A 24,049-nucleotide genomic window follows, 5' to 3' on the forward strand; every position below is an offset into this window, starting at 1 on the left:
GCAGAGGCAATCATGAACTACATCAACAGCAATGACTTAGACACTGAAGCGCCATCCAAAGCATGGTGGCATTATGGCCACATGTGGCTAGTGGTAGGTGGGCCGCTCACCGTGGTGGTAGCATCATTCGTCACCCTCTACTTTGCCGTTAAATTACCAGACCCGGTAGTTGATGCAGATTACTACCGCAAAGGGATTGAAATTAACAAAACATTAGAAGGCAGGCACGATGGCTTAGTGCCAGCCATTCAAGGGCGTAACCATGCGGCTACTGGCATAAAGCCAAATCAACCTTAATGCCTTTATAGAATAAGCTTTCAAACAAAACTAGCGCAACAATCAAACTCGCCACGCTTATGGCTAGGTAAGCTTACACCCAAAATTTCCAGTAATTACTTGTGTTTCTTTTTGTAACTATGCTGCAAAAAGAGCACAATAATAAAAACGGCAAATTAAATATACGCAATGTGTTTAGGTCATGAAGAAACCGCTTAATTGGGGAGAACAACATGCAAGCCATTAGCCATATCGTTGCAGGCACTGACTTCTCTGCAGAAGCAGACTTAGCGGTGCATCGCGCAGCCTCAATCAGCAAAGCACTCGGTGCCAAACTGCACCTGATCCATGTCGTGCATCCACTTGATTTATACGCTGGCTCCGAACTCTCGTTCAGCTTTCAAACTCACTATCAACAAGCACAGCAAGAAATAGTGAAAACCCAAATTGATACATTGGCATTTAAACTCCGAGAGCAATTTAATATCACGGTAGAAGCCGCAACCCGCATAGGGCGAGCACATACAGAAATCTCCAACTATGCAGAGCAAGTTCATGCAGGGCTGATTGTGGCAGGCGCACAAGGACAACATAACTTAGTCGAAAAGCTACTGGGCTCCACAAGCGCACGACTCATGGCAGTTTCAAAAAGCGCTATCTTGATAGTTAAAAACAAAGATAGCACTACACCGCCATACCGTCATGTGATCGCCGCGGTAAACTTCCTGGCTGGTGCAGAAAATGTACCAGCAATGACCCGCACGATTGCGCCTGATTCCCAAATTGAAGGCTTGCTGATATTTGACACCAATCAGGAAGCACATATGTATAAAGCCGGCATGAACGAAACCCTGTTGCAGCAATACCGTACTCAAGCGCTAGCAGATGCAGACCGTAAGTTAAGTGCTATTTTTAATGAACAAGCACTTGGTAAAAAAGTATCAAGAACCATACTTTCTGGCTACCCATCGCAAAGCATTTGCAGCCATGCAGGCACACAACATGCGGACTTAATCGCACTGGGTAAAAATGAAAAGAGTGGTCTTGAAAACTGGCTGCTTGGTAGCGTGAGTAAAGGTGTTACTTACGCTGCGGAGTGTGATGTACTGTTGGCAAACTAAAGTGCAGCGACGGCAACCTAGGGTTGAAACTCAATTTAAGTAGATAGTGCGTAATTTGTTCTTTGTGCACAAAACTTGGTTGGGTTAGGGGCGGAGTTATGTATTCTCAGTAAATAAGGCCAGCTAAATCGTACCAAATCTAAAACAAGTTGCGTCCGCACTTGCTGCTCATTACTATACGGACAAAGCAATACTTAACTATAAGATTTAAAAAGAAAAACAACATGTCAAAATCAACATCCACAATATTACTATACGGATGCGTGCGTCCGTATAATAACTGTTAGCCAATCAACTCAACACAGGAATTGCATATGTTTCTACATGTAATCAAAATTTTTATTTTTAGCCTTCTAATGACTGCATTCTCTGTTCATTCGGAAGAATTTACTCATGGTGCAAAAGAGCTTTTTCAAGAATTTTCAACTTGTCAAACAAGTGCTTTTGAATTCATCTCAAAAAACAAAGAAAATTACTTATCACTAGGTAAATTTAAGGAAATTTCCAGTGGCGGCGAATGGTTTGATACAAAACAGCTAAACAAAGATTCTAGTGATGAAATTTACCAGTTTGATAAACCAATAAAAATAGCAGGGCTAACAGCGGTTGCCGTTGGATATTCTTTTTTTAAAGGTGACGGAAAAGGCTATAGCGGTGGAGACGCAACATATTGGGGATTTTATTTTTCAGAACCTCCTAATCAAGTTTTTCTGGCTTTACGTAAGTACTACCCATCCGTTGCAGCGATGGTATTTTTAGGCGATAACTATGTAAACATGAAGGTTCTTCAGAGAGATGGAGATAAAGTTTATGACCAAGGCTCAATAATTGAGTCTGATACAACTCAAAATGGTGCTAAATCCTATTTTAACTGCTCTATCCAATACAAAATATTGGAGAAAAGTAATACACAGAAACCGATGTCAAAAGAAGATGAATTATTATTGAATGAACTTATCAAATTAGAAAAGAGCGATCTATTAAAATTATGCTTTCAAGATGTATCAAAGAAATCCACCGCTGATATTCACAAAGCAGGAATGGCATGTTCTGCATTAAATAAGAAACGATAACAATCATGGCTAACCAAACGGTCGAGTCGGACGCTGCACATAAAACCGCGCAGCGCCGCTCACCTTTACGTTAGGCCCACGGTTGACACTCATAGGATAGGAAAGTCATGATCATTCAACAATCTAAAGCAACGTTCGCAACATCGGTAACGGACAATCTTTTGTTCAAACGGCAAACGGTCGCCACTCCGGTGGAAAAAACTACCGACACAACGACTATTTCACAAGCAGCCCAGGAGCGCCTCGCCGCTGAAAACGTGAGTGTCCTCAACAATCCCCATTCCACCAATCTGTATCGAGTGGAGGGGCCGGTCTATAGCATTGAAGAAATGGTAAATAGCAAAGGTAGGCCGCTGATTGCCGTAAAAATGACGGAAGCACAAGTCAACGAGGTCAAGCTCAGGGAACAACAAGAGAAGGCACGCGAGAACGTCAATTTCAATTACGCCAAAGCTCATCAGTATCAGCCCATTGGTCAGGTGATCGTCAATGGAAAACTCATTGCAACGGTTTCTGACGCTGGTACCGTCGAGTCGCCTCAGGTGATACCCAACCTGAGTGAGCAGTCCTTAAGCCCAGCGGACAGACTTACCGAAATTGCTCGCGCTGTAAAAGGGGAAATCATCTACTCCAACTTTTTGCCTACCATGGGTGGCTGGATAGGGCCATCAGCCCCGGAATCGGCGCTTCCTCCTATCACTGCACGGAGCATGAGCGAAATACTTGAACAGGAAATCGCTCCGGCCATGGAAAAAAAGATTGCTGAATGGGAGGTGCAGACTGGGAAAACATATCCTCGTCGCGCGTAAAAACGAGACCGTATATTGATCACTACGTTGAGGTGACCAACTCATCGCTCAACTTCACTTCCTTCGGTCACTGAACGCTACGCTATAAAGCCGCGTAGCACCGATTAGCTCTACATTAGGCCATTAAGTATGCATCTTGCTTCAATCTACTGGTTGGTAACTTTTTGTTTCATTTTGTCTCTCACGGCAAGCGCCGAGAGTTTTCAACCTTACGAAGCCGGCGCATACCCTATTAAATCTCGGATTCAAACTATTAATAATATAATCAAGGCCATAGATGCGCGCTTAGCAGCTCATGATATTTCATCAGAGGAGAAACAACTGCGTTTGAACTGCTTGAAGCAATACTCTGCTCAAAAAGAGCAACTGGAAGCAGACCTTGAAGCAGGGAAGAAAATTAGTCAATTACCTGGGATTACATATCTAAGTGAGGCTGCCGAGAATGAATGTGCCAAAGGCCTACCCCATCATTCAAGCTAGGCTGTGGGCTTGCCCTAAAGAAGTAACACCTCACTCCAACTTTGGACTGCCCATGCATGTTACACAGACAAGATATCTGTCATGATATTTTATGCAGCTTCGTTAGGCTCTCTCAATTGAACTAAGGGCTCACATACACAGTGATACCGCACTCTCGGATACGCTGTGCCACGGCTTCTAACCACTCAGCAGGTAGGCGTGACAGTCTATCCACTTCAGCCTGCTCTGAACGGCGCGCTAGCCCATAAAGATGCACGCCTTTAATCACATCTTTTGCCTGACTAATCAAGGCTAGGTAGTCATTTATATCGGCTTCACTAGGCGGCACGCCATCTAACAAAAACATGCAGGTTTGTATAAAAGTTGGGCAAGCCTCTGCACATTGCCTCAAGCGCTGTAAGTGGCTCTCAGGATTAAGGTTAACGTCATTCACACGTGCAATAGCAGCTTTAGAGCCGCCATCCACCTTAAACCAAACTTCGCCATTCAGTTGCGCCAGATGCTTCATGCTCTCCAGCACTAAAGGCTTATCCATCAAACTGCCGTTGGTGATTAGTCGCACTTTAATTTTGCCTAGCAAGTCAAAATCACGCAGTACGTTTTCCACCAATGTCAGCACTTGTGGAAACTCTTTCACGCTGGTAGGCTCGCCATTACCAGAGAATGCAATATCTTTAAGCTGACGGTCGCCCTCTTGGACATGGCGCTGCATAAAATCACCATGCAGCAGGTCATGCAAAAAGCCACGCAGTTCTTGTTCTAATACGTCCAACTCTATTGGCGGCGGTGATCCGCGGGTCAGATTAGGCACGTTGCAGTAGATACAACGCCAGTTACAGGCATTATTGACATTCAAGTTAACGCCGACAGACACGCCACCAGCGCGCCGTGAAATCACCGGGTAAATATACTTAAGCCCGACGACATCACGGTTATGATCAGTGGTGGTTAGATGAATTTTTGTGGTCATGCAGAAATCACTACTTTAAAGATGATGCCAGAGCGGCTGCGATTGCAATGCTTAAACTTCACCCGCACACTAATTAATAGGTTTGCGGATTGAATATTTTTTTCAACGCGTCAGGTTCCAATACTTTGACGTAACGCTGTTTCACTTCAATAATGCCGTCTTCACTAAACTTAGAAAAAGCACGACTCACTGTTTCTAATTTAAGACCCAGATAACTGCCGATTTCTTCACGCGTCATCCGTAACACTAATTCAGATTGTGATAAACCGCGGGCATGCAAACGCTGCAAAAGATTAAGCAAAAATGCAGCTAAGCGCTCTTCCGCACGCATATTGCCTAGCAACATCATCACGCTATTCTCACGTACGATTTCACGGCTCATAATTTTATGTACGTGTCTTTGTAGCGCAGGTAACTCGCGTGACAGGTCTTCCACTGTGGCAAACGGCATCACGCAGACTTCTGCATCCTCTAACGCCACGGCATTACAGTTATGGCGGTCACTCACAATACCGTCCATGCCAATAATTTCACCCGCCATTTGGAAGCCAGTCACTTGCTCACGGCCATCTTCACTGGTCACACAGGTTTTAAAAAAACCAGTCCGTATCGCATATAGCGAAGTAAACGTATCGCCGCTATTAAACAGCAACTCGCCCTGCTTAACCCGGCGGCGCTTTTCAACCACTTCATCAAGCCTTTTCATTTCTTCGACATCAAAGCCCACAGGCATGCACAGCTCGCGCAGATTGCAGTTAGAACAAGCGACTTTAATGGCTTCTAGATTTAAAACAGGTTGCATACTGTGCCCACTCATACGATTTCATTAAATATACCGCTTTCGGCAGTTTGCCGCCAGTGAATTAAATAATCGTCACTTCATAATTATCTTTTGATGTGCATCAAAGGCTTTTACTTACAGTGATGGCAAAGTATAGGCCTGTAGTTTGCCCTGTAAATATTAGGTTTTCATCGTAAAAAGAATGCGCTGTAGCTAGGCGAACTGCAGCAAAGCACCTCATTTTAGGGTTCAATTAAACGCCATAGTGCGGAGTGCATTTTATATTTACAGGATAAACCAAACGGTTTAGGAGTCACAATCATGGTTGCCAACAATACAATCAACTTTCCTAGCAATCAATCTGCCAACACAGCGGTTGAGGCAAAAAATACGGTACCGACGCTAACGCCTGAAACCTTGCAAAAATTTGACGTTTCTGGCCCTAGATACACCTCTTACCCCACGGCAGACCGATTTGTTGAAGCATTTACAGAAGAGACTTATAAGCAAACGCTAGCGCAGCGCCGTATTGGCGGCTTAACACTGCCGCTCTCGATTTATGTGCATATTCCATTTTGTGAATCACTGTGCTTTTTCTGTGCATGCAACAAAATCGTGACCAAGCATCACGAGCGTAGCGTAGAGTATTTAAGATATTTAAGCCGTGAAATCGATTTACATGTTGAGCACTTGGGTGCAGGTCAAACCATTTCACAGCTGCACCTAGGTGGTGGCTCACCCACGTTTTTCAGTGATGAAGAGCTCAGTGAACTGATGGCGATGATACGCCGCAGCTTTGTGTTAGCACCTAATGGAGAATATTCAATCGAGGTTGACCCTCGCACCGTCAACGAACAACGCTTGGCACATTTAGCCTCACTTGGTTTTAATCGCCTAAGTTTTGGTGTGCAGGATTTTGACCCAGAAGTGCAAAAAGCCGTGCACCGCATCCAGCCTGCGGAGCAAGTATTTTCACTCGTTGAAGCTGCTCGACGCCTAAAGTTTGATTCAGTCAATGTGGATTTAATTTATGGCTTACCTAAGCAATCACCAGAGTCATTCTCAAAAACCTTGGCACAAATTGTAGAGCTAAGACCAGAAAGAATCGCATTATATGCGTACGCGCACTTACCTGAGCGCTTCAAACCACAACGCAGAATTGATACTTATGAGCTACCTGCAGCATCTGCAAAAATCGCGATGCTATCCAATGCGATTGCGACATTCCTTAACGCAGGTTACGTGTATGTGGGCATGGATCACTTTGCTCTACCTACGGATGCACTGGCAATTGCCAAGCGCCAAGGTAGATTGCATCGAAACTTCCAAGGCTACAGCACACAACCAGATTGCGATTTAATCAGCCTAGGTGTTTCTGCCATTGGCCGCGTAGGGGCAACTTACAGCCAAAATGCAAAAACACTAGAGGAGTATTACGACTACCTTAACCAAGGCAGATTTCCTATTGTACATGGCCTAGCACTAACCCGCGACGATCTAGTGCGCCGTGCGGTCATCATGGCCATTATGTGCCAAGGTGAGCTGCAATATGAAGCTATCGAGCTTGCCTACATGATTAACTTTAAACAATACTTTGCTAATGAACTAGAAGCACTTAAAGAGCTAGAAAAAACCGGCATGGTCACGTTAGATGAAAATAGCCTGCAAGTGACCGATTTTGGCTGGTTCTTTGTACGTGCAGTAGGGATGGTATTTGACCGCTACCTGCAAACCGACCGCAATCGCGCTAGGTTCTCAAAAATCATTTAAATAATTATCTAGCTCAACTATTTAAAGCTCTAAACAAAAGCCTAGCTAATTTAGCTAGGCTTTTGTTTATCAAGCATTTTGTAGGCTCTATTTTTATTGAAATCTCACTTCTCGTGTTAGCTGATGACTTTAATAGGGTATGTTGTTTTATCTAATGACTGCTTTCGACCCAAAGCGGACGCTACATGCCTAAGTTGTGCCACGAAACAGCACCACGCTTGAACAAATTGTTATGAGCTACTGTACAACTTCTATACTAACGTTTATCACACCAGAAGTCGGGTTGCCAATACTACTGAATGCAGACTTTGAAAGATCAATAACTCGACCTTTTGCGAAAGGGCCACGATCATTTACTTTTACAACGACGCTTTTGCCATTACTCTTGTTCGTTACCTTTACGCTTGAACCGAAAGGGATTTTGTTATGAGCCGCTGTTTTTAAACTATGGTTATACCGCTCTCCGCTAGCCGTTTTTCGATTCTGAAATTTGTCATCGTAAAAAGAAGCTTCTCCCGATTCGGTATGTCCTATCCAATTGTCGCGATCCCCAGTTGGTATGCTGCTACAACCGTACAAAGCTAGTAAAAATACGATTATCGATAACGTTTTCAAATTGAGCTCCATATTTCAGTTTCGAGTGTGTTGCATAGTCAGTGTTGCTAGTAACTCCTAAACTGTCCGGCAACAACACCATAGATTGCAAATTGCTCTTTAGGTCGGATGATGTCAAAGTCTTTATTGGCTGGGATAAGTACAAACATATCTTTTTCTTTACCCAAGGTCTTGATGGTGAATTTATCATCAATGATTGCAACAACGATATCGCCAATATTGGCAAAAGGTCTTTTTTCAACAATAACAGTATCTCCATCCAAGATACCCAGGTCTTTCATTGAGTCACCTTTAACTGGAATTAATTCAGTGACTGAGGGCTTTTTAACAAGATACTCGTCAATCGTAATGTAATCTACACCATCATTATAGGTTGCAGTAAATCCACCGGCTTGCACTGTGTTGCTTGAGAGAGGGCGCTCGAAGAAGCGTTTCCCTGGGCTTAATTTTTTGTCTGGGGCTATCTCCAGAAACCCCATCAACTTCAAGCGAGCAACCAATTGGGCAATCGTATTTTTTGATTTCACCTTTAACAGCGTTTGCATGTAGCTGTAACTTGGCAACGAGCGATAGGTGGAAAAGTAATCTCTTAACTGCCCCAGTTTCTCAATATCAGACTCATGTACTTTATTGAAATCAGTCATGTGTGAATATCCTGCATTTATGTATAATTATCATTGAAAAGAACGTTCGTTCTTATTATCAATCTAATTGATCATAATGGCAAGCTAAGTGGTTTTTATATTTGAGTGCTTACTTTAATCATGCAACAGTTTTCTTTACGTACCCACCACAAGACCATGCGGCCGCGGCTGCGCATGAGAAAGCTCGCGTATTGGACCCAAGTTCCTTCGAGTTACCAAGCTTGACTTCAATAGTGGTGATGAAAAAGGTAATAGTTTACAATCGGTGAAACAGGATTGCTGCGTCTCTATATTAATATTTCAATAAAGAGACCGAGAAACAATAAAACCAAGAAAAGGCAAGGGACTCCAGCCATGCGCCACGAACATTCAATTATTAATATAGAGACCCATGGGTCTCTATAATTACTGTTAGGCGCTAAAAATGCATCCGCTAATTATCATGATTGCTACTATCTGTTTATTGGTACTAGCAATTCTCATTTTTGTTTATGCTAAGTATCGTTACGCACATAATGGGAAACGTCGTTCTTTCATTCTTTTTATTCTAGGTGCTTTTCTAAGTGCATTCTTATCTGCAATATTCTTCGTTAATATTTTTTCAAGAATAGTGTGCTCTAGTAGCACTGGTTTTTCCTGTGAGTTTGGTGCAGTGATGCTAGCTGAGCCAATAGCTATCATTATTGGCATGGCAGTTTTTTTATACTATTGGGCAGGGAAAAGTAGTGCACACAAAACTACTGAGTAATATGCATATAGCGCCTAACCCATCATTCAAGCGGGACTGGCTAAAGCCAGCCCCTTAATTCAAACGTTGAACATCAGCTTTAAGCCGAAACTGGTCACTGGCTTGATATAACTCCATAATAAAAAAAGCCCCTGCTACGAGTAACAGGGGCAAACGTGGAGGCCTTACAAACTTGTTACATGATTGAGTATTAACTCATCACTATATTTTAGAATTTTTTACCAATACCAATACCAAACACCCATGGGTTGATGTCTAGTGAGTCAATTTTTGTCCAGCCGCTAGCTGTCTTCAATTTAACTGTTGTATCAATCGTCACGTATTTAACGTCCGCATTGATCAACCAGCCGTCTTTCAAGTTAATATCAACACCGGCTTGCAATGCATAACCCCAGCTATCGTTATCCACTTTGATTTTTGAGCCAGCTAGAGCACCTTGTCTGATGTTAAGTTTTTTATCCAAGAAGTTTGTGTAGTTAACACCAGCACCTACATATGGATCGATCATTTGGTCAGGATTAAAGTGCCATTGTGCAGTTAATGTTGGTGGCAAAGCATCTACGCTGCCTAATAATTGGTTACCAACGGTAGTGCCAGCATCGCCTTTAATGCTTACGTCATGCTTAGAGCCTGTTGCCAAGATTAATTCGGCAGCGATATTTTTTGTGATGTAGTAAGAAATATCCAACTCAGGAATCGTGTGACTGTCCACAGACAATTCAGCACCTGGCGACATTACGTTGGCTACGTTTTTGTTAACGGTTTTACCCAATTTACTGTCTTCGTTCGGGCTTACATTAGCAGCACGCACGCGCACTACCCAGTCACCTGCTTCTGCTTGGGCTAACATTGGGGCAAATACAGCAGCGATTGCTAACACTAATACTGACTTTTTCATCTTTTACTCTCCACTTAAAAATAAATTAACTAATGCAAATTCGATGGACGAATTATATTGAGCTAATTTCGGATGCATTTTGATTTGCATCAAGTGAAGCGGTGCTAGTAAGAAATTGTTGCCGTTTTACAACGGCAACCTAGGATAAGTTTCAGAATAAATTTAGTGTTTGAGCGTGAATAAAGCGATAGACTCAACATGCGCAGTATGCGGAAACATATTAATGACACCGGCTGCTTTTAATTGGTAGCCCTTTTCATTCACTAATACACCTGCATCGCGTGCCAAAGTGGCAGGGTTACAAGAGACATAAACAATAGATTCCGGCTGATTGCTAGCATCTAACGCTTTAACCAACTCAAACGCACCATCACGCGGTGGGTCAACCAGCCATTTATTAAAACGGCCTAAACCAGTTAATGCTTCCGGTGTCATTTTAAACAAGTCAGCTACGCCAAATTTAACATGATTAATCGCATTTAACTGCGCGCTTTCATTTGCGCGCTCAACTAGATTAGCCAAGCCCTCTAGCCCCAACACCTGTGCACCGCTGCGCGCGATAGGCAAAGTGAAGTTACCAATACCACAGAAAAAGTCGGCAATCTGCTCATGCGCCTGTGGTGCAAGTAACTGCATGGCGCGGCGAATCATCACCTGATTAATTTGCGGGTTCACTTGCGTAAACTCATTGGGTTTGAACGGATAAGTTAAGCCAAACTCTGGCAGACTATATTGCAACTGGCTGCCGTCCAATGGATAAAACGGCTTGATAGTATCTGGTCCTTTGGTTTGCGTCCAAACCTGCACGCCATGCGCATCCGCAAACACTTTAAGCAGGGTTTCATCTTGCGCGGTTAACGGTGCCATAATGCGCAGAATTAACACCACCACCGACTTGCCGGTTTGCCCGTTTGCGTCTGGCTCAGCAGCATCTGGTTCACCCACCGCCAATTCGATTTGAGGTAATTTATCTCGAATGCTTAGCTGCACTATCAACTCTTGCAGCGGTGCTATCAATGCAGAAACTTCCGGCACCAATACTTCACAGCTATTCATGTCCGCAACAAAGCGTGTTGATTTTTCATTAAAACCAACCAATACACGCTGTTTTTTCTCTACGTATTTAACGCTTAAACGTGCCTTGTGGCGATAGCCCCAAGTTGGGCCGTACAGTGGCGGCAACATGTTTTCAGCTTTTACCTTGCCGATATGCCATAAATCACTCTCAAGCAAGCGCTGCTTGGTGGCAACCTGCGCGGCAAAATCTAAATGTTGTAACTTACAACCGCCACACACACCAAAATGTGGGCATTTTGGTGTTACGCGCTGGTTGGACTGTTTTAATACTTCCACCACATTCGCCACTTCATAGCTAGGTTTAATCCGTTGCGATTGGAAAGTGACTTTTTCACCTGGCAATGCGCCATCAACAAAGATCGTTTTACCTTCATAATGGGTAACACCACGCCCCTCTTGGTCTAGTGATTCAATCACAGCAGTCAGGATTGGTGCTGGTACATTTTCAGCTTGCGCCTTATTTCTACGTTTTCTCATAGGCTAAATTTTACCGCAGAGCTGGTATTAGAGGAAACTATCTTATTTTGCTACACTAGAAATGGACACGCAAAGTACCGCTGATCTAGACAATTAAGTACTGCTATGCCGAAAAATAATGAAGTAACAATAAAAAAACGTTCCGCTTTATGAATCAACAATAACAATAAGGAAATCAACATGCTTCCAGTTAGATCTACCCTGCTGCTCTCTGCCTTACTGCCGTCCTTAATACTCATCGGCTGTGCTGCACCCCAAACACGTGCACCCACTATTAGCAACGCAACCACAGACGCTGAAACAAAAAAACAGCAGGAACTGGTGGTTGAGGACTACATGAGCAACTATAAAAAACTGCAAAATGTTTCTTCACGCATTATCACTAACGGCACTGATTTATGTGGCGACAAAACATCCGGCTACTATGGGTTTAACTATTGGAATCAAGATGGCTTTAAGCCAGCCTGGAAAGAAGTCACCAAATCTAAATACAACTTGGATGAAAAGTTTAAGATTCTGCACATTGTAGAGAAGTCTCCGGCTGAAAAAGCAGCCCTGAAAGAAGGCGACGTTTTAGTTTCTATTAACCACTGGCTAGTACCCGTTGGTAAAGATGCAGATAAACAGCTAGCGCAAAAACTGGCTGAGCAAGCTAAAAGCCTGGGCCCGGTAGAACTGGCCGTATTAAGAGATGGTGCCGAACAGAAGGTATCCATCACACCAGTTAAGTCCTGTGACTTTCAAGTACACCTAGCGCCAGATGACACCAAAAACGCTTATGCAGATGGTACCAACATTGTAATGTACAAGGGCATGATGGACTTCTTCAAAACCGATGAAGAAATGGCGCTAGTACTTAGCCATGAACTTGCGCACAATGCGATGAAACACATCGAAGCTAAAAAGAAAAATGCGACGACAGGCGGGGTCTTAGGTTTGTTGCTGGATATTGCTGCGGCCACTGCAGGTGTGAATACCAACGGCGACTTTAGCCGCATGGGTGCTGGCATTGCTGGCAATGCGTACTCGGTTGAGTTTGAGCAAGAAGCGGACTATGTAGGCCTATACATCATGCAAAAATCCGGCTTTAATATTGATAATGCTGCTGGCTTTTGGCGCAGAATGGCCGTGAATAACTCACAAGCCATTACTATCAAATCATCACACCCGACTACACCACAGCGTTTTGTAGCGATTGAAGAAACTGTGAAAGAAATTAAAGGAAAAATTGCAAAGGGCGCAGCACTTAACCCTGAGTTAAAGAAATAACAAGAAAATAACGGGTAAAGAAATAATAGGGGTAACCCCTATTATTTCTTTACTGTTTTGCTAATTATTTCCAAGCCGCTAGGAACTCTGGCCAATGCGGTGCGGTGTAGCCTGATAACGTATCGCGCACTAAATCAATTTCTGCGGCGTAAGCCTCAGGCGTCAAATGGCCGCGCATCAATTGGAACCTCAAATAAACAAGATGTGTGTTGGCCACATCCGTTTCACAATAATCTCTGATTTCAGCAATCTTGCCCGCTTTATAGGCATCCCAGACCTTGCTGCCATCCATGCCTAATTTACCCGGAAAGCCACACAGCTTGGCTAAATCGTCTAGCGGTGCATTAGCACGCGCATTAAACATAGCCATCACATCCATCAAGTCTAAATGCCGGGTGTGATAGCGGCTGATATAGTTGTTCCACTTAAACTCTTTATCATCTTCGCCTAAATCCCAGTAGCGGCTTGCGTTAATCCCATGGATTAGCCCGCGATAATGCAGCACAGGCAAATCAAAGCCACCGCCATTCCAAGAGATAATCTGCGGGGTATATTTTTCTATACCATCAAAAAAACGCTGGATAATTTCAGCTTCAGATGAATCTGGGTCGCCCAGCGTCCATACTTTAAATTGTTTACCCTCACGCAGTGCGCATGAAATGGCGCAGATGCGGTGCTGATGTAACGGTAAAAACTCCGTGCCATTTTGTTGCCGGCGCTGATGCAAGGCAATATTTGCCACATCTTCATCCGAAATATCAGCGGGTAAATCTAATAAGCTACGGATACCATCGGTATCTGGAATGGTCTCAATATCAAAAACTAAAGTAGGGGTCATGGTTAGGGCTTTATTAAAATCTCAGGAAACACCAAATTAAATGAACTTGTTAAATGAACTCGGTTATTTTTTGGTCCAACCACCTGCGCCCTGCACCCACCATCCGCCTTGTGCTTTATCAATCCAACGGCTTGCAAAGGTGTTTTGAATTTCAGCTTGCCATTCAGGATGGCCGTTTGCTGTCGCAATTTCCTGATACAGTTTGGCGCGGTCTGCATTCTCTGCCGCCACCACACCATTTAATGCAGCGCGATCTTTGAGCGGCACTGCATTTGCATCACGTACCGCAATCAGACCATCTTTGGTCAGGCCAATAGCACCACTTGCATAATGCGAAGCCAACTGAGCGTGGCGAGCTTGCATGCTACCCTTAATCGCTGAAATTGCCGGGGTATTTACCTCTAAATCTGCGGCAGCTACCACTACTTGATTTGCAAGCATCGCCACCAACAACATCACGCCGAATAATATTTTTTTCATCATCATTCCTTCAATTCAATCATTTACTTGCTTAAATTTAAGCCGAGCCTTAATTTACTGTGGCTCTACCGTCTGCGTGCTTGGCTTTTCTGCGCCATTTTTAAGCTGCCATACATCGTCAATAATCTTATCAGCGGCCTTTTCTGCGGCAGCTGCCGGAAAATAAATATTAATGGTGACACAAGCGGGTAAAACGCATGCCAATACCAAGGCGATTGACCAGTTTTTCATTACCTATCCTTTATCATTGAATGTGTTGCGTTAAAACCATTTAAATTCACTAAGCATTTTTGAGTACGATTTTGCAAACTTATACACCATACATAGCGGCTAGCACACTAGACATAACGCACTAACGACTAACGTACTACAGCCTTACTATTACCATCAATAACGCGCTCGATACGCGCTAACAGCTCGCTCCAGCCTACGGTCTGATTGTACCCCATCACTGTAATCGCAGGGATACCACTTCCTTTAACGATGATGTACCCATGCGCGGTTGACTCAACCCCGCCCATTTCGCAAACATCATTGCGCAAGCGGCAACTTAGCCCCATCTGGCCGTAATTAAACTGCTGAAAAAAACGTAAAAAACTACGCTGCACCGCAGCAGCGGCTCCGCCACCACCTAATGCCGAAATATTCTCTACCGCACGTTGTGAAATCTTTTTTGGGTATTTGCCAGGGCTGCTCTGTATCCGCGCATCAAAAGCCACAGGCTTCCAGTTCTGTAGCTCCAAGCCTTTAATATCCCCATCTAATTTACCTTCAATAGCACCAAATGAGAACGTTCTAGTAAGTTCACCTAACTCTAAATTTCTTAAAGCAATATCCGCATTTAATTTTGGCGCAATGCCCAAGGGCGTATGCATAGTCAATTGCGTTACCGTAGCTGTGCCATTGAACACATTGAGCACCACGCTGCCATCCGTAGTGAGTATGCCACCGCTATAGGTCACCAAAGGAATTTGCGCTGACGCTTTACCCAGCATTCGCGGTAACTTAAGTTGCGTACTAAAGTCTTCCATCGAGATTGGCTCCAGCTTAGCGCTCAGATGCCAAAACCACTCATTGTGCAGGCGTGTTGCAGATAGGTTAGACAAACTTAGTGCTCCATCCAACACTGGCAAGCGGATATTAGGCGCGGTGATTGCGTAACGGTTCACCTCTGCATTAATGTCGGTTTTGCCTAACGGCAAATTCAGCAAACTGCCACGCGCATAACTTAAGCGTACCGGGTTCGATGCCTCATAACTCCATGGAATATTTGCATTTAGCTGATAAAACGCAAATTTATTATTAATATCCACTACATCTACAGCATTCAGTTGCAAATTGAATGATTGCAACTCAGTATTTTTCACTTTAAGTTGCAATGCGGCAGTGCCATCAATCGTGGCATTATTAAATGCGGTATTGCCTAACAGTGGTTTAAACAGCAAAGGGTAAGCTGTGCCTAGATCTAGTTTGGGTAGCTTGGCATTTAAATCCAGCAGCTTAAAATCACTGAGCCTCACAGTGCCATCCGCATCTAACTCGCCTACGCGGTTAATTTTCAAATGCGCTTGATCAACCTTGAGCACATCATCTATTAACGTGCCCATCGCCTGCAATGCATGGCCGCCACTTTCAACATAAAAAGGCTGCCAAAACACTTCACCAGTTTGCCAATCCACAGTGGTACGCCATTGCCAGCCTTGCGCTTCCCGCTTTAATGCAATCGTCATTGCACCGCTCAGTTTTTCTGCGGCATGCAACCCAGCTTCATCACTAAAGCTGCCGCCCTTTAAGTACAGTGCGGCATCAACATCTAGCTGATTACGCTGAAATAAATGGTTGATATCCAGACTAAAAGGCAAATCCACACGTGCGCTTTTTAAGCGCCCATTGTCGCAGCGCACTGCCTCAATGCTGCGTCGCTTTGGTAGGTCGCAGCTAAGGGCTAACTGCGTCCACTCATCCTGCTTGCGCTCTGCATCGGTATCTGCTGGTTTTAATGCCGCATGTAGAGTAACGCTAGGTTTAGCTTGATTCAACTGAATCTTTAACGCAATGTTCTTAGCATCACCCATTGCATGCTCAAGATGCTCTACGCTAATAGAAACCTCAGAAACCGCTTGTGCAGTAATGCTATAGCAGATTAAACAGCAAACACTAACAATGCGGCCAAGCGCGCTCATATCGGGTGAGCTACGACGGATAAACACCTGTAGAGAGGTAACGATCACCTCTGTCACACACAATGCTCACGATCACAGCATTTTCCACACGCTTAGATAACTGCAAGGCAGCATACAAAGCACCGCCAGATGAGATACCGGCAAATATACCTTCCATCGTGGCTAATTTACGCGTGGTATCTTCTGCATGCTTCTGGCTCACGTAAATCAGCTCATCCACCGCACTGGCATTGTAAATACTAGGGAGATACGCCTCTGGCCATTTACGAATGCCAGGGATTTGCGCCCCTTCTTCAGGCTGTACGCCCACAATTTGAATGTTAGGGTTTTGCTCTTTCAAAAAACGCGAGGTACCCATGATAGTGCCTGTTGTCCCCATGCTAGACACAAAATGCGTGATTTTACCTTCGGTATCGCGCCAAATTTCAGGGCCGGTCCCTTCATAGTGCGCTAATGGATTGTCCGCGTTACCAAATTGGTCTAGCACAATGCCTTCGCCTTCCGCCTGCATTTTCATGGCCACATCGCGCGCTAACTCCATACTGCCGTCCTTAGGGGTCAGCACCAACTCTGCGCCGTAGGCTTTCATGCTTTGGCGGCGTTCTACGCTTTGGTTGTCCGGCATGACTAATATCATTTTATAGCCGCGCATCGCCGCTACCATCGCCAGCGCAATCCCGGTATTGCCGCTGGTTGCTTCAATTAAAGTATCGCCCGGTTTAATCTCACCACGGGCTTCAGCACGTGTGATCATCGAGTACGCAGGTCTATCTTTCACTGAACCGGCTGGATTATTCCCCTCAAGCTTCAATAAAATAGTATTACTGGTATTGCCAGCCATGCGTTGCAATTTAACTAATGGCGTATTGCCGACAAAGTTATCTATCGTTTTGTACATTCAATCAATTCTCTACTATTTCACATCTGTTGTTATTTAGATTTACTTTTTGCTATTTAATTTAAGCACATACACGGCATATGCGCCAAAGCCAATAAAGGCAATCAGAGACATCTGCGGAATGGTCAGCCCTAAAAATGTCCAGTCAATCGCGGCGCAATCACCAGTGCCTTTGAACACTAGCGTCAATGCTTTTTGTAACGGGAAGTTTTCAAACATATAATCAAAACCCACGCCACAGTCTGCAATCATTTCTTCTTTATGTGCTTGTATCCACCAGTGACGAATTGCAACACCCGCACCGCCCAATGCCGTTAACACTTGAAGTATTGACTGCACTTTTAAGCACTTAGGCACCAATGCCGCCACTAAAAACAAAACACCTAGCGACATAAACACTATGCGCTGTGAGATGCACAACGGACAGGGCTCTAGGCCAAATTTCGTTTGTATCCACAATGCTAACCCAACCAATGCAAAGCAGCCCGCAAAACCGATGAAGTAACCTGTACGACCAATAAGAATTTTATTTAGCATGATGTCCGTCACGATATAATCTCAAAAAATCATTTTAACGGATTAAGCCAATTTTGACAGACTTCGCCGCAAATTTATCTCAGGAAGGCGCCTCCAACGCTAAAGTGCTGACTGTCAGCGAACTTAACCGTATGGCAAAAAATGTTTTGGAACAAAGTTTCCCACTATTTTGGGTCTCGGGTGAGGTGTCTAACTTTACACGCGCAGCCAGTGGGCATTGGTATTTCTCACTCAAAGATGCAGGCGCGCAAGTGCGCTGCGTTATGTTTAAAGGCCGTAACAGTTACGTTGATTTCACCCCGCGCGAAGGGGACAAAATCGAAGCACGCGCCACGGTGACTTTATATGAAGCACGTGGCGACTTTCAGCTTACGGTAGAGTTTGTGCAACGTGCAGGGCTAGGCGCCTTATTTGAAGCGTTTGAAAAATTAAAAAGAAAACTCAGCGCCGAAGGTTTGTTTGATGCCAGCATCAAGCGTGCAATCCCTAAGCATCCCAAACAAATTGGCGTGGTAACCTCTGCCGATGCGGCCGCATTAAGAGATGTGCTCACCACACTTAAGCGCCGCATGCCCAATATCCCGATTATTATTTACCCTACCCCGGTGCAAGGCAAAGGTGTCGCGCAACTTATCGCCAATGCCATCAACACGGCGAATAATCGCGCCGAGTGCGATGTGCTCATTATTTGTCGCGGTGGCGGCAGCATTGAGGATTTATGGCAGTTTAATGAAGAAGTTGTGGCACGCGCAATTGCCAACTGCACAATCCCCACTATCAGCGGCGTTGGTCATGAGACGGACTTTACCATCTGTGATTTTGTGGCGGATATTCGCGCGGCAACCCCCACTGCTGCCGCAGAACTGGCAACACCATCGCGTGACGATATGCTGAATAAAACCAATCAGTTGAAGCTACAACTATCAAAAAACATACAATTTGTACTTAACCAGCGATATCAAGCATTAGATTATTTGGCGCGCAGGCTGATATCCCCAGCGCAACAGATTGCACAACAAAAAGCCCAAGTCACACAAATGGCTTACCGTTTAAATAACAGCATCAATCAACAGTTGCGAGGCAAACAACAAGGCTTGTTGCGCCTACAGCAGAACCTGCAACATCTAAACCCTAAAGCGGTGCTCACCAGAGGATATGCACTAGTGCAAACTAAATCAGGGGCAATTGTCAGCACTAGCTCACAATTAAAAAATGGGGATGAGGTGGTACTAACCCTAGGGGCGGGCTCAGCCGATGCGACGATTCAAACAATTAGAAACGAATAAACGTATTCGCTAATATATAAACGCACAAAGTTTCACTTCTGTGCGCTTTAAGTTGTCGCTAGATACTAGCGAAATTCATAATAGATTATTTGCCAATCTGATTGCCGATAACACCACCAACAGCTGCACCACCGACTGTGCCTAACGCACTACCTCCAGTAAGTACAGCGCCTGCAACGCCACCGACGCCAGCGCCAATTGCAGTACTTTTATCACGAGCGGACATGCTACTACACCCGACCGTACCTAATACAACAAAGGCGATCATTAAATTGGCTACATACTTATGTGTTGTGTTCATCACTTAGCCTCTTTTCTTACATTTCTAACAAGAATTATTGTTATAAAAATACTATTAGAATGTGTGACTAAATGAGATTTCACTCAACCAATGCCACTAAAATCTTAATTAAATCAAACAATCACTGAATGCACGATAATTTGTGCCAAGTCAGCTTAATGACTATCAAATATTAACGATGCGGCGTCTGTACGCTGAAGCGCATTGCGTAAAATAATATGTCGCGCACTCACTGCGTCAGACCATGGTTGAAGCAACTAAACAAATAACGTCTTGGAAGGCTCATTCAATATAGCCGATGTAGGATGCGTGTTAAAACTAGTCAAGCTTGGTACAACTAACTGATAAGCGCCATCAGGTTGTTAAGAGAGAGTTTGGCAGACGATCTCCATTTAATGATGCTACTGCAAAACAATGGCATCCTTAATGGAGTAACTGTTTGTTTAATTAGAGTTAGTTAACGACGTCCTATCAGCAAACCAATCACTATTCCTAGGCTAGCTGCCAACCCAATAGCACGCCAAGGATTTTCATGTACATAAACGTCCGTAGCTTTAGTAGCGGCTTTTACATTGAGTAAAACATCGGTTTGCATATCGTCCAACCTAGCCCGTACTCGTCTTAGTGATTTTTCTGATTTATCACGTATTTCTGCAAGATTTTTATCAGCAGTGCCTACTGTTGCTGCTAATAAGGCCTCAGCGTCAAGCATCACTTCTTTAATCTCACCTACCAATTGATTTGAATGAAACTGATTAGAAAAATTATCCATATAGCACCCCATTAATATTCAAAGATTGTCTACATAAGCACACTAAAACAGCTGCAATCAGCAACTAGCAAGCTAATGACCTTCACTGAACTTCTTGATTTTAAGCAATTAGCAATTTAGCGAGCATGATTAAAACCAGACTGAAAATAAATAGTGTGGAACTAGTTGCTCGTGTTTATTAAAGCCGCTTTTTTTGAAGATAACGTACAATCATTACAGCGGCAGCAACCAAAGAGCAATTAAGACTATCGCAATCTTTCCAAGCATTCGGATACTCTTAGCTCCAATCTTAAAGTTAAGTTTCCATCAGTTAGTTAGTTTTTAAGTGCATATCATTTTTCACTAGCCAGCAGTACTGCTGCAGAAAGCATGTTCACTATATATTTTCAGTATATTTCAGTTGCTTCATCGCTATATCTTAAAGCTAATTAAACATCGTCATACACACCTGATTGAATCAACTAAAGATTAATAACCAGCATGCAAAAACTCAGCACTGGCAGTATCAAAATCAAGTTACTCACTTTAGTTCACTAAGGTTTTTAAATCATCCACTTATCATTAAGGCTTCTCTGTGCATTAGCACACACAATGCCCCTTAGCATTTTCAAAATTTGCACTATCCACAAAAAGCCCATGATGCCTAAGATAATTATTGGTTTCATACGAGAATTGACTGATAATAGCCACCTCAATTATTAGCGTTCATTCACACGACAATGTCATCAGCTTCTGGTAGTAACACCAATCGCTCAGCACTTACGCTTGCCGCATTAGGCGTAGTTTTTGGCGATATTGGCACAAGCCCCCTCTACACCATTAAAGAAGTGTTTTCAGTTGGCGTACACCCGGTACCACTGACTGAAACCAATATGTTTGGTATTTTATCGCTCATTGTTTGGGCGCTGATCATGGTGGTATCGGTTAAATACGTCGCCTTTGTGATGCGAGCGGATAACCGTGGCGAAGGCGGCATTATGGCGCTGCTGGCACTAGCGAGCCGCAACGTAGCAAATAATCCAAAAAAACAGCGCAATATCATGCTATTAGGTATTTTAGGTGCGTGTATGTTTTATGCAGACGGCATCATCACTCCCGCCATTTCAGTGTTATCAGCGGTAGAGGGTTTGGAAGTGTCCGCGCCGATGCTGCACCCGCTTATCCTCCCGATTACACTTGTCGTATTGTTTCTTTTATTCTGGGCACAAAACAAAGGTACCGCACTGGTAGGTGCCTTTTTTGGCCCCATCATGCTGATATGGTTTAGTACCTTAGCTATATTAGGCATTCATGGCATTATGCAATACCCGGCCATCATCAATGCGCTCAACCCAATTTACGCAATTCACTTTTTCCAACTAAGCCCATGGATTGCCTTTGTGGCATTAGGCGCTGTCGTGCTAGCGGTAACCGGAGCTGAAGCACTCTATGCCGACATGGGGCACTTTGGACGCTTTCCGATTCGTATGGCATGGTTTGGCTTTGTGTTGCCGGCACTTATCCTGAACTATTTTGGACAAGGCGCGCTCGTGCTCAAAAATCCAGCCGCAGTGAAAAACCCTTTTTACCTGCTCGCACCTGAGTGGATGCTATTCCCACTCATCATCTTGGCAACCATGGCGGCAGTGATTGCCTCGCAAGCTGTGATTACCGGCGCGTTTTCTGTATCTCGCCAAGCATTGCAGCTGGGCTTTTTGCCGCGCATGCATGTGTCACACACCTCTGAAAGCCAGCAAGGGCAAATCTACATGCCACGCGTTAACTGGGGGCTAATGATTGCGGTCATGGTGCTGGTCATCGGCTTTGGTTCATCAGGCAACCTAGCAGCCGCTTACGGTATTGCAGTGACCGGCGACATGGTGATTACCACCCTGCTGGCTGGCATTGTGTTTCACAACTTATGGGGCTGGAGCAAACTGCGCACCGGCGCTTTGGTTGCATTATTCTTAACAGTTGATATTGCGTTCTTTAGTGCCAACGTACTTAAGATTCCTGATGGCGGCTGGGTACCATTAATCATTGGCGTGGTCATTTTCACCTTGATGATCACCTGGAAAACTGGCCGCAACATGCTGTATAAGCATCTTAAAAACGAAGCAATGGCGCTGGACCCGTTCATTGAAGCCATTAGTGCACACCCACCGATGCGCGTTGCCGGCACTGCATTATTCATGACCCCCAACCCAGAGGGCGTACCGCACGCCATGCTGCACAACCTGAAGCACAATAAAGTGCTCCATGAAAAAGTTGTGATCCTGACGGTGAAGTTCTTAGACTTTCCGCGTACCGTGCCTAGTGACCGCGTGACCGTTGAAGTTTTACCGCATGAGTTTTACCGCGTAACGGTGCAGTACGGGTTTAAAGATGAACCGGACTTGCCAAGAGACCTGGCGCTTTGCGCAGATAAAGGCTTGGTGCTGGAGGCAATGGACACCTCTTACTTTATTGGTAAAGAAATTTTAATTGCCCATGAATCACCAGAAATGGCTTACTGGCGTAAAAAAATATTTATCGGGCTGTTCCGCAGCGCAGAAACAATTACCAATCAGTTTAAGCTGCCACCCAACCGCGTGGTTGAACTTGGGACACAAGTCACCTTCTAACGTTAGTCAAGATGTAAATCTTGGGAAACACAGAATAAATCGTCGGGCGAGATGAAGTGCAAGGCGCACGGAACGCAGGAACCGAGATAGTATGCGACATACCGCGCAACGAAGCGATTCGCTCGCGAAGACACTTATTCTTGTTTCCCTTGTTTAATTAGCACATTGCATTCAACCAATCTGCATGCAATGCGTTACTGTTTAGACCACGCAAACGGATTAATAAAAATGACACCTCTATTTAGATTCAAACAGTCCAGCCTCCTTATCTCAGCAGTATTCATGGCTTATTTAAGCGGCTGCGCCACCACCACCCAAGACAGCGTATCAGGGGTGAAACGTACCCAATTACTGCTACTGCCAGAATCACAAGTCACCACCATGTCGACTCAGGCTTACACCCAAACATTGCAAGAGGCTGAAAAGAAAAAAACCCTGAACGCCAATAAAACACAGCTTGATCGCGTGCGAAAAATCTCCAACCGGCTCATCGCACAGGTCGGCGTGTTTAGACCAGATGCCGCCCAATGGAAATGGGAAGTCAACGTAGAAAACAATGACGAGCTTAACGCTTACTGCATGCCCGGCGGAAAAATCATGGTATATACAGGCTTGATAGATAAACTAAAAGCTACCGATGATGAGCTAGCTGCCGTTATCGGCCATGAAATCGCCCATGCGCTACGTGAACACGGGCGCGAACGTATGTCACAAGCATACGTGCAGCAGTTTGGCTTACAGGCACTAGGCGCAGTGTTATCCTCCAGCACCGGTGCAGTGGTTGGCAATGCATCCATGCAGGCTGCCAGCATGGGTTCACAACTATTTTTTGCGTTACCTAATGGCCGCGAACAAGAGCGAGAGGCTGACAAAATTGGTCTAGAGCTTGCCGCCCGCGCTGGTTACAACCCAGATGCAGCCGTCACTTTATGGCAAAAAATGGAGGCGCAAGGCGGTGCAACACCACCCGAGTTTCTTAGCACCCACCCAGCCAGTGCAAGCCGCATTGCAGAGTTACGCGCGCTAGCGCCTAAAGTCAGGCCGCTTTACAACGCAGCAAAAACTAGCAAATAACCACCACTAATAGCAACTATTAGAGCGCACAGCGTCAGTTGTGCGCTTTATTTTTGGGCTATTCTCCTG

General features: G+C 44.5%; 25 protein-coding genes. 11 read left to right on the forward strand and 14 right to left on the reverse strand.

Annotation, left to right across the window (positions count from 1 at the left end):
• Nucleotides 1-12 precede the first annotated feature (12 nt).
• The 5 genes from ACSSU7_RS05795 (at nucleotide 13) to ACSSU7_RS05815 (ending at nucleotide 3,759) form a co-directional block, all read left to right on the forward strand.
• The gene (locus tag ACSSU7_RS05795; RefSeq protein WP_331019927.1) at nucleotides 13-297 is read left to right on the forward strand and encodes a FixH family protein; all 285 of its coding nucleotides are present in this window, start codon (nucleotides 13-15) and stop codon (nucleotides 295-297) included.
• Nucleotides 298-509: 212 nt separating this feature from the next.
• Nucleotides 510-1,397, forward strand: coding sequence for a universal stress protein (locus tag ACSSU7_RS05800; protein WP_492515645.1), 888 nt, complete (start codon nucleotides 510-512; stop codon nucleotides 1,395-1,397).
• 314 nt (nucleotides 1,398-1,711) lie between these two features.
• Nucleotides 1,712-2,470, forward strand: coding sequence for a hypothetical protein (locus ACSSU7_RS05805; protein ID WP_492515646.1), 759 nt, complete (start codon nucleotides 1,712-1,714; stop codon nucleotides 2,468-2,470).
• Between the two features lie 107 nt (nucleotides 2,471-2,577).
• Nucleotides 2,578-3,279 (forward strand): hypothetical protein, encoded by a 702-nt coding sequence (locus tag ACSSU7_RS05810; protein ID WP_492515647.1) that lies wholly within the window; start codon nucleotides 2,578-2,580, stop codon nucleotides 3,277-3,279.
• 129 nt (nucleotides 3,280-3,408) lie between these two features.
• Nucleotides 3,409-3,759 (forward strand): hypothetical protein, encoded by a 351-nt coding sequence (locus ACSSU7_RS05815; protein ID WP_492515648.1) that lies wholly within the window; start codon nucleotides 3,409-3,411, stop codon nucleotides 3,757-3,759.
• Nucleotides 3,760-3,880: 121 nt separating this feature from the next.
• Here the strand turns inward: ACSSU7_RS05815 and ACSSU7_RS05820 are convergent, their stop codons facing one another.
• Nucleotides 3,881-4,729: a radical SAM protein gene (locus ACSSU7_RS05820; protein ID WP_492515649.1), complete on the reverse strand. Its 849-nt coding sequence runs from the start codon at nucleotides 4,727-4,729 to the stop codon at nucleotides 3,881-3,883.
• Nucleotides 4,730-4,802: 73 nt separating this feature from the next.
• A complete protein-coding gene (fnr, locus tag ACSSU7_RS05825; protein ID WP_492515650.1) occupies nucleotides 4,803-5,546 on the reverse strand; it encodes a fumarate/nitrate reduction transcriptional regulator Fnr in 744 nt (247 codons plus the stop codon).
• A gap of 285 nt (nucleotides 5,547-5,831) precedes the next feature.
• Here fnr and hemN point away from each other — a divergent pair, with 285 nt between their 5' ends.
• Nucleotides 5,832-7,280, forward strand: coding sequence for an oxygen-independent coproporphyrinogen III oxidase (gene hemN / locus ACSSU7_RS05830; RefSeq protein ID WP_492515651.1), 1,449 nt, complete (start codon nucleotides 5,832-5,834; stop codon nucleotides 7,278-7,280).
• 237 nt (nucleotides 7,281-7,517) lie between these two features.
• Here hemN and ACSSU7_RS05835 read toward each other — a convergent pair whose 3' ends face one another.
• Together ACSSU7_RS05835 and ACSSU7_RS05840 are read right to left on the reverse strand one after the other, a co-directional pair.
• Complete coding sequence (locus ACSSU7_RS05835; RefSeq protein ID WP_492515652.1) at nucleotides 7,518-7,907, reverse strand: septal ring lytic transglycosylase RlpA family protein; 390 nt, start codon at nucleotides 7,905-7,907, stop codon at nucleotides 7,518-7,520.
• A 35-nt stretch (nucleotides 7,908-7,942) separates the two neighbouring features.
• Nucleotides 7,943-8,539 carry a LexA family protein gene (locus ACSSU7_RS05840; protein WP_492515653.1) on the reverse strand — a complete coding sequence of 199 codons (597 nt, stop codon included), beginning with the start codon at nucleotides 8,537-8,539 and terminating at the stop codon, nucleotides 7,943-7,945.
• 424 nt (nucleotides 8,540-8,963) lie between these two features.
• Between ACSSU7_RS05840 and ACSSU7_RS05845 the strand changes: the two genes are divergently transcribed.
• Complete coding sequence (locus tag ACSSU7_RS05845) at nucleotides 8,964-9,287, forward strand: hypothetical protein (RefSeq protein ID WP_492515654.1); 324 nt, start codon at nucleotides 8,964-8,966, stop codon at nucleotides 9,285-9,287.
• A gap of 208 nt (nucleotides 9,288-9,495) precedes the next feature.
• On the opposite strand, the gene ACSSU7_RS05850 is transcribed toward ACSSU7_RS05845, so the two are convergent.
• Together ACSSU7_RS05850 and rlmD are read right to left on the reverse strand one after the other, a co-directional pair.
• A complete protein-coding gene (locus tag ACSSU7_RS05850) occupies nucleotides 9,496-10,185 on the reverse strand; it encodes an OmpW/AlkL family protein (RefSeq protein WP_492515655.1) in 690 nt (229 codons plus the stop codon).
• A gap of 162 nt (nucleotides 10,186-10,347) precedes the next feature.
• On the reverse strand, nucleotides 10,348-11,739 hold the full coding sequence (gene rlmD, locus ACSSU7_RS05855) for a 23S rRNA (uracil(1939)-C(5))-methyltransferase RlmD (protein ID WP_492515656.1): 1,392 nt from the start codon (nucleotides 11,737-11,739) through the stop codon (nucleotides 10,348-10,350).
• A 180-nt stretch (nucleotides 11,740-11,919) separates the two neighbouring features.
• Between rlmD and ACSSU7_RS05860 the strand changes: the two genes are divergently transcribed.
• Entirely contained in the window at nucleotides 11,920-13,008 is a 1,089-nt protein-coding gene (locus ACSSU7_RS05860; RefSeq protein WP_492515657.1) for a M48 family metalloprotease, read from the forward strand.
• Between the two features lie 64 nt (nucleotides 13,009-13,072).
• Here ACSSU7_RS05860 and ACSSU7_RS05865 read toward each other — a convergent pair whose 3' ends face one another.
• From ACSSU7_RS05865 to ACSSU7_RS05890, 6 genes are all read right to left on the reverse strand, one after another.
• Nucleotides 13,073-13,846, reverse strand: coding sequence for a 3'-5' exonuclease (locus ACSSU7_RS05865; protein WP_492515658.1), 774 nt, complete (start codon nucleotides 13,844-13,846; stop codon nucleotides 13,073-13,075).
• Nucleotides 13,847-13,909: 63 nt separating this feature from the next.
• Nucleotides 13,910-14,326 (reverse strand): YdbL family probable chaperone protein, encoded by a 417-nt coding sequence (locus ACSSU7_RS05870; RefSeq protein ID WP_492515659.1) that lies wholly within the window; start codon nucleotides 14,324-14,326, stop codon nucleotides 13,910-13,912.
• Nucleotides 14,327-14,380: 54 nt separating this feature from the next.
• Nucleotides 14,381-14,557, reverse strand: coding sequence for a hypothetical protein (locus ACSSU7_RS05875; protein WP_492515660.1), 177 nt, complete (start codon nucleotides 14,555-14,557; stop codon nucleotides 14,381-14,383).
• Between the two features lie 128 nt (nucleotides 14,558-14,685).
• Entirely contained in the window at nucleotides 14,686-16,566 is a 1,881-nt protein-coding gene (locus ACSSU7_RS05880) for a hypothetical protein (RefSeq protein ID WP_492515661.1), read from the reverse strand.
• Entirely contained in the window at nucleotides 16,520-17,407 is an 888-nt protein-coding gene (cysM, locus tag ACSSU7_RS05885; RefSeq protein ID WP_492515662.1) for a cysteine synthase CysM, read from the reverse strand. Before cysM ends, ACSSU7_RS05880 begins: the two co-directional genes overlap by 47 nt.
• A gap of 42 nt (nucleotides 17,408-17,449) precedes the next feature.
• The gene (locus tag ACSSU7_RS05890) at nucleotides 17,450-17,944 is read right to left on the reverse strand and encodes a disulfide bond formation protein B (protein ID WP_492517764.1); all 495 of its coding nucleotides are present in this window, start codon (nucleotides 17,942-17,944) and stop codon (nucleotides 17,450-17,452) included.
• 53 nt (nucleotides 17,945-17,997) lie between these two features.
• Here ACSSU7_RS05890 and xseA point away from each other — a divergent pair, with 53 nt between their 5' ends.
• On the forward strand, nucleotides 17,998-19,230 hold the full coding sequence (gene xseA, locus ACSSU7_RS05895) for an exodeoxyribonuclease VII large subunit (RefSeq protein ID WP_492515663.1): 1,233 nt from the start codon (nucleotides 17,998-18,000) through the stop codon (nucleotides 19,228-19,230).
• Nucleotides 19,231-19,315: 85 nt separating this feature from the next.
• Here the strand turns inward: xseA and ACSSU7_RS05900 are convergent, their stop codons facing one another.
• Together ACSSU7_RS05900 and ACSSU7_RS05905 are read right to left on the reverse strand one after the other, a co-directional pair.
• Nucleotides 19,316-19,498 (reverse strand): YMGG-like glycine zipper-containing protein, encoded by a 183-nt coding sequence (locus ACSSU7_RS05900; RefSeq protein WP_492517765.1) that lies wholly within the window; start codon nucleotides 19,496-19,498, stop codon nucleotides 19,316-19,318.
• Nucleotides 19,499-19,988: 490 nt separating this feature from the next.
• Complete coding sequence (locus ACSSU7_RS05905; protein ID WP_492515664.1) at nucleotides 19,989-20,303, reverse strand: ElaB/YgaM/YqjD family protein; 315 nt, start codon at nucleotides 20,301-20,303, stop codon at nucleotides 19,989-19,991.
• A 719-nt stretch (nucleotides 20,304-21,022) separates the two neighbouring features.
• Between ACSSU7_RS05905 and ACSSU7_RS05910 the strand changes: the two genes are divergently transcribed.
• Nucleotides 21,023-22,906: a potassium transporter Kup gene (locus ACSSU7_RS05910; RefSeq protein WP_492515665.1), complete on the forward strand. Its 1,884-nt coding sequence runs from the start codon at nucleotides 21,023-21,025 to the stop codon at nucleotides 22,904-22,906.
• Between the two features lie 228 nt (nucleotides 22,907-23,134).
• A complete protein-coding gene (locus ACSSU7_RS05915; protein WP_492515666.1) occupies nucleotides 23,135-23,980 on the forward strand; it encodes a M48 family metallopeptidase in 846 nt (281 codons plus the stop codon).
• The last annotated feature ends 69 nt before the right edge of the window (nucleotides 23,981-24,049 follow it).

Source organism: Methylotenera sp. E1MeOHC1, assembly GCF_058745595.1.